Here is a 6,611-nt window from a genome sequence, read left to right on the forward strand (position 1 = left end):
GTTGAGATGGTTCGCCACGAAGGAGGATGAAAGTGAACGAAGCAGGAGCTGATCAATCCGCTCGGGACGTGTTTCGACTCGACAACGACACGCTCGCCTTCCGCTTCACCGCCACCCTCACCAATCGGAACGGCTCGAGGTTCGAACGACTCACGAGCCCGCAGCGACTCGAATTATGGTTACGCGCCAACGATCTGATGGACGCCCCCGCAACCGCGACAGAAGACGACCTCCTCGGCGCGCAGAATTTACGTGAGGCCATTCATCGCATCGGAACCGCCGTATGCGAGGACCGCCGCGTCTCACGCGCCGATGTCGGGATCGTCAACACCGCATCCGAACTCGGTGATGCCCACCTCGTCCTCGAGAGTGGCCGGGCCCTCTGGAAATCAGCCGGAGACAATCCGATCCGCGACGCTTTGTCGATAGTGGCTGCCGACGCGATCGCGGTGCTCGGTGGAGCCGACCGGGACCGCGTCAAAGCCTGCCAGGGCGACGGGTGCACCGGCCTCTACGTCGACACCAGTCGCGGCAACAACCGACGCTGGTGCTCGATGAACATCTGCGGAAACAAAGCCAAGAAATCCGCGATGACCGCTCGCACCGACTAGCTCATCTCACCTTCACCGCGACTCCATTTCGCCGCCACTCGGTTCCACAGCTTCTCGATCGGCGTCGACAGCAGGAGAAGAAACAGCGGGAAGTACGACGTCACCGGAACGAGCACACTGACGAGCAGCGCCACCACCATGATCAGGAAAGTGACGATTTCAGCGGTGAAATGCGGCTTCGCATTCTCTTCACTCAACGACGGGTTGCGAACCAGACCCCACGCGACCACCGCCAGGCACGCAGCACTGGCTGCCATTGTCCCGATGTAGAGAGCCCTGGTTCCGAGATCCTGCGACGGCGCCGCAACGAGCGCTGTCGGGAAGGGCAGGAACACGATGGTCATCACCCACAACCCCAGTCCGCGAACGACCACCTTGTCCGCGTCGACCACAAAACGAAGCAGCCGATGCTGCGACCACCAGAGCCGGAAGATCACCAGAAAGCTCAGGGCGAACGAGTAGAACTGCGCAGCGTGATCGCGCAGCAGTTCCGACGTGGTGCCGTGGTGGTCACTGGTGAGTTCGACCAGCGGCAGTACGAGCAGCGTGATCGCAATGGCGACAATCGCGTCGATGAAAGTGACGTAGCGCTCGAAGTAGCGGGTGCGTTCCGCAATCTCAGCCATTGCGGAAGCATAAGCCTCACAACAGAAACAGACCGGCGACGCCACTTTACGGAAGCACGTATCCGGAAACATACAATTAACGAATCAAATTCGTTAGATCTCTTGACCGTGGCGGAGCCCATCCCCATACTTAACGAATCACATTCATTAAGTGACTCGCATCACGCCACCAGGGGTCGGTTCAGCCACCCCCTTCAGGACATGGGGTTGCCCTAGTGCCGATCAACGCTTCGACGAATACGCAGTCCGACCGGGTTCCACTCACCGCCAACCGCGGTATTGCCGTCTTCAGTATCGGCGTCATGGGGTTCATCACCGCGAACCTCATCCCCCTGATGATCGTGGCAATGGTCGAGGACCTCGGTGTCACCGAATCCGCTGCCGGTGCCGTTCTGACCGCATCGCTGCTGGTCTGCGCCGTCACCTGCCTCGCCACCACCCGAATCGCCTCGGCCCGGCATCGCCATCTCCTCGGCCGCGTCAGCCTGATCGCGATGGCAGCCGCATTCGGCGTTGCGGCCATCGCACCGTCCACGACGATCGCATGCGCCGCGATCATCGTCGGCGGTATCGGCGCTGGTGGATCCGCATCCGTTGGCGGAGCGGCACTGGCCGCGCTCACGAACCCGGACCGGGCGTCAAGCATCAGCGGCCTCGTGAACCGTGTCGTCGTCACAGCCGTCCTCGCTCTCATACCCATCCTCGGCACACACATGACCAACGCATTCGGCATCGTCGCAGTCCTGGCACTGGCTACCGCAGCAACGGTCACCTGGTTGCCGTCGTCCCCGGTGAAAGAGTCGCCGGAGACGGCGAAGTCCGCCAATACGACCACAGCTCTCCCCGCCGGGGTCAGCGCGAAACGACTCACTTTTGCCGGAACCGCATTTCTCGCGATGCTTGCAGTCTGGGCGATCAGCGAGGACTCGTTGTGGGCAGTACTCGGCATCATGGGTTCCGAGCACGCCGGGCTCTCGGATCAACAAATGAGTCTCGCACTGAGCGCATCAACGGCGGGTGGTGTGCTCGCGGCTGTTACCTTGACCGCGTTGGGTTCTCGGGTCAGTCGGACAGTATCGATCTCCGTGCTACTGATACTCGGGGCAATTCTGAAGCTGTCTGCCGGCCTCACCACCGATCCCACGATCTACCTGGTAGTGGTCATCGCTTGGAACACGATCTACGCGGCCACGTTCATCGTCCTGGTTGCCATCTCGGCCGCGCTCGACGCGGCCGGCCGATGGTCGGCGCCACTACTGGGCACCTACCTCATCGGCTCCGCGTTCGCACCGCTGTTCGGAACTTCGGTGACGGCCGGCCTCGGGTATCCGACCTTCGGAGTCATCATCTCGGGGATCAGCTTCGTTCTACTGGTCCCGTTCGCCTTGGTTTCCCGACTCTCCGCACGTACCGAAGGTGCGTATCGTCACCACAGCGCCGCCATCACTACTACCGTCATCGCGTAAGGATCACGTAGAAGTCATGAATGACAGCATCACTCACTACCGCAACGGAAAGATCTTCACGGCTGCCGACGACGGATGGGCCGAGTCGATAGTCGTCGAGGACCACAAGCTCAGATTCGTGGGCGAAACCGTCTATGCCGATATCCTGGCTCCAGACGCCGAGGTGATCGATCTCGAAGGTGCCGTCGTGCTACCCGGTTTCGTCGACGCCCATACGCATTTGGTGATGATGGGATTCGCGCTGCAGAAGTTGGATCTGCGTGATGCCGCCGATCTCGCCGACATTCAGTCCAGCATCAAGCAATTCGCGGAATCGAACCCGGACGCACCACGACTGCTGGGTCGCAGTTGGTTGTTCTCCGCGCTGGATGGAGGGCACCCGACGCGAGAGATGATCGACGCCGTCGTACCCGATCGCCCGGTGTACCTCGACGCCAACGACGTACATTCGGTCTGGGTGAACACTGCAGCACTGCGAGAACTCGGCATCGACGCGGACACTCCCGATCCGATCGGCGGTCGTATCGGCCGGGATCCGGACACCGGAGAAGCCACCGGAATGCTGTACGAGACCGCCATGATGCTCTACGTCTGGCCGAAACTGGCGGAGCTCGCATCCGACGAAGACCGGGACGCCGCCCTCGCTCTCGCCTTCCGCCACTATCTCGAGGACGGCGTGACCGGTGCGGTCGACATGGCACTCGGCGCGGACGAATTAGCCTCGCTGGAAAGAGCATTGGACGCAGGAGACGGAACACTGCCGCTGCGTGTCGCGGCTCACTGGCTGATGACCCGCGAGGACAACGAGGCCGACAACGTCGGACAAGTTCACGACGTGATCGAACTCCACGAGCGCGTCCAAGGTCCGTGGCTCCGTATCGCCGGAATCAAGATCATCATCGACGGTGTGATCGACAGCTGCACTGCCGCAATGAAAGAGCCGTACTCGGACGGCACCAACGCCGAGCCCATCTGGGATCTCGAGTCCTTGATACCCGTCGTGACAGCCGCTGACGCCGCAGGCCTGCAGATCGCGATGCACGCGATCGGCGACGAGGCGTCGGAGATCGGATTGACGGCACTCGAGTACGCGATCGCCGCCAACGGAGACATTCCCCGCAGGCACCGAATGGAACACTTGGAGTCCATCACCCGGGACAACGTCGAAAGGCTTGCCCGCCTGGGAATCATCGCCTCGATGCAACCGGTTCACGCTGACCCTGCAATCCAGGAGAACTGGCAGGCGATGCTCGGCGACTACCGGGTCAATCGCGCGTACCCCTGGCCCGAATTCACCGAGGCCGGAGCGGTTCTGGCGTTGGGTTCGGACGCTCCGACCGCTCCCCACCCGCCGCTGCCGAACATGTTCATCGCCACCACCCGTCGATCCGCAATCGATCCGTCACTGGCACCCAACCTGCCGAAGTACGCACTCCCCCTCGCGGACGCGCTGGCTCACGCAACTCGCGACGCTGCCTACTCGTGCCGGTGGGAAGATGTGACCGGCCAGCTGGTTCGGGGTAAAGCAGCCGATTTTGTCGTACTGAAACAAGATCCGTTCACCGAAGGGGTCGATTCTCTCCTGACCACAGAGATTGCGATGACCGTCGTTGCTGGATCCGTGCGATACGACGCGGCCGGGGCCAAGAGCACCGAAGCACGGAACGCCGAGTCCGATAGCTGATCGTTACCGGTTGTTCGATAACGCACGCATGCGGCCCGGCGACAGAACGAAGGAGGGACTTGAACACGTGAACCCATACACTCTGGAGGACGCATGCGCAGGAAAGCTCCGATTTCGGCCGCCGTCGCAGCCGCTGCACTGGTGACGGCCACTGCCCTGACGGTCGCCGGTTGTGGGTCGACCGAAGGAACACCTGAAGCGGCGGCGAGTTCCACGGCAGCCAGTTCAACGGCGTCGGCGACATCGACGGCAAACGAAACCGAGACGACGGTAGCGAGCTCTCCCCCGCCACAATCGAACACCCGCACAAATGCATCCACGACGGCGACTACGACAGCAATCCCCGCTTCGGGTCCCTGTCTCGACGTCGGCTCCTCGCTCGTCACCGACGCCATCGGCACGCTGGGCACCGACATCAACGGGGGCAATTGGATACCGAGATCCGCGAGCGAAGAACAGATCGGGAATTGTCCTGACCTGCTCTGGGTTTCGGTGGACGGCGACGGCGTCGGCGATGCGACTTACCAGTCACACGTCCTGTTCTTCCACGACGGAACATACCTGGGCACGGCTACCAGTGAGCCGTACTCGTACACACACGTCATCGACAGCAACAAGGATTCGGTATCCGTCCAATACCGTTGGCTGCTGGACGACGATGCATTCTGCTGTCCCCAAGGCGGACCGAACATAGTGAACTTCACGTGGAACGGCAGCGCCGTGGTTGCCGACGGCCAGTTCCCGCCCTCCTGAACCTGCCTGGGTCCGAGAAGGCCCTGAATGCAACTGTGCCCCAGCGACGACGGTCACTGGGGCACAGTCTTGTTCGATCTACTCGCCGGCGCTCCTACTCACCGACACCGAGTTCGCGCAGGCGAGTCTTGTACAGCTCGATGTTGCCGAGCTTGATGTCTTCGTAACCGCGAACCACGTCCGGCAGTGCCGCGATCTCGACGGCGCGATCGTATCCGTCGGTTGCGAGCGTACGAGAGAGGTCAGCGATCATGGCCTCGTACTCGGCGAGCAGTTCACGCTCGACCTTGCGGACGTGCATGTAGCCGAAGGGGTCGAGCTTGGTACCGCGAAGCTTCTTACCCTTGGCCAGAACCTTCAGTGCAACATGCGACTTGGGTCCGAGACCGATCTTCTTCTTGCGGCCCATCACTCGAAGGATCGGCGGGTGGAGCTTGTAGGTCAGGTTCTCCCCGGCCGGCACCTGAGACTTGACGTCCTCGATGAATGCGGGGTCGACCAGCATACGAGCAACTTCGTACTCGTCCTTGTACGCGGTGAACTTGAACAGGCCGCGGGCAACAGCCTCGCTGAAATCGGTCCGCTCGGTTGCGGCACGTTCGGCGGTCCAGACTGCCTGAACCTGATCGATGTAACGCTGGGCGATCTTGACGGACTGGAACTCGATGAGCTGCGCCGCACGCAGTTCCACCAGTCGCAGGGTTTCACCGGTGAAGGTGGTTCCGGCGAACATGTGAGCCGGTGCGACCACGGGTTCGCGGACGGACTTGGCCGGCGTGGTGACGGCCGAGAACGCTGCGGTGTCGGCAATTGCTGCACGACCCCAACGGAATGCCGCGATGTTCGCGTCCACGGCAACGCCGTTGATGCCGATCGCTTCTTCGATGGCCTCGGCCGGCAGACGAAGTCCACCGCTCTGGTAGGCAGCACCGATCAGCAGGAAGTTGGCCGCTGCGGTGTTACCGAACAACTCCTGTGCCGCGGCGAGTGCGTCGAACGAACGCAGGGTGCGCGACACCTTGTCGAGACGGGCGAGGAGTGACGTCTCCTCGGGGTAGCGAACAGCCTTGTCGTAGACCATGTCTCCGGTCGGCGTCTGCGACGTCGAGGCGATGGAGACCGTCTTCTCGGCGTTGCCGTAGTCGAGGTTCTTGTTGTCCGTCGCGGTCAGCAGGTCGAAGGCGACGATGCAATCGGCACTGCCCGGGGTGAGGCGGTTGGACGGCTCGAGCGCGCTGGAGCTGAAACGCAGGTGCGAGACAACCGGTCCGGCCTTCTGGCTCAGTCCGATCTGGTCAAGGCTCTCCACCTCGAGGCCGGCGCGCAGTGCAGCCGTTGCGAGCACCTGGTTGACGGTCACGATGCCGGTGCCGCCGATGCCCGCGAGGAAAACGTTCTGCGTGCTGGTGAGCGGTCCGAAATCGGGGTCTGCGACGACGGGCGGGACGGGACGTGCGGCCTTGGGAGCCTT

The 6,611-nt window shown here is 62.2% G+C and carries 6 protein-coding genes; 4 read left to right on the forward strand and 2 right to left on the reverse strand.

The genetic code is table 11. The annotated features are described in order from the left end of the window. The first annotated feature begins 26 nt into the window (after nucleotides 1-26). Nucleotides 27-611: a CGNR zinc finger domain-containing protein gene (locus PCS43_RS16110; protein ID WP_209909695.1), complete on the forward strand. Its 585-nt coding sequence runs from the start codon at nucleotides 27-29 to the stop codon at nucleotides 609-611. Here the strand turns inward: PCS43_RS16110 and PCS43_RS16115 are convergent. Then, a complete protein-coding gene (locus tag PCS43_RS16115; protein ID WP_030535295.1) occupies nucleotides 608-1,237 on the reverse strand; it encodes a TMEM175 family protein in 630 nt (209 codons plus the stop codon). The two genes, PCS43_RS16110 and PCS43_RS16115, sit on opposite strands and share 4 nt — an antisense overlap. 215 nt (nucleotides 1,238-1,452) lie before the next feature. Between PCS43_RS16115 and PCS43_RS16120 the strand changes: the two genes are divergently transcribed. From PCS43_RS16120 to PCS43_RS16130, 3 genes are all read left to right on the forward strand, one after another. Next, a complete protein-coding gene (locus PCS43_RS16120) occupies nucleotides 1,453-2,703 on the forward strand; it encodes an MFS transporter (protein ID WP_083056838.1) in 1,251 nt (416 codons plus the stop codon). A gap of 16 nt (nucleotides 2,704-2,719) precedes the next feature. After that, the gene (locus tag PCS43_RS16125; protein ID WP_209909698.1) at nucleotides 2,720-4,387 is read left to right on the forward strand and encodes an amidohydrolase; all 1,668 of its coding nucleotides are present in this window, start codon (nucleotides 2,720-2,722) and stop codon (nucleotides 4,385-4,387) included. A gap of 93 nt (nucleotides 4,388-4,480) precedes the next feature. Beyond that, entirely contained in the window at nucleotides 4,481-5,140 is a 660-nt protein-coding gene (locus tag PCS43_RS16130) for an LppP/LprE family lipoprotein (RefSeq protein WP_003940243.1), read from the forward strand. A gap of 94 nt (nucleotides 5,141-5,234) precedes the next feature. On the opposite strand, the gene PCS43_RS16135 is transcribed toward PCS43_RS16130, so the two are convergent. Further along, nucleotides 5,235-6,611 (reverse strand): DUF6537 domain-containing protein (locus PCS43_RS16135; RefSeq protein WP_270923069.1); only part of this gene is annotated, 1,377 nt, incomplete at its 5' end.

The organism is Rhodococcus sp. C-2 (assembly GCF_027854095.1).
GTDB lineage: Bacteria > Actinomycetota > Actinomycetes > Mycobacteriales > Mycobacteriaceae > Rhodococcus_F > Rhodococcus_F qingshengii.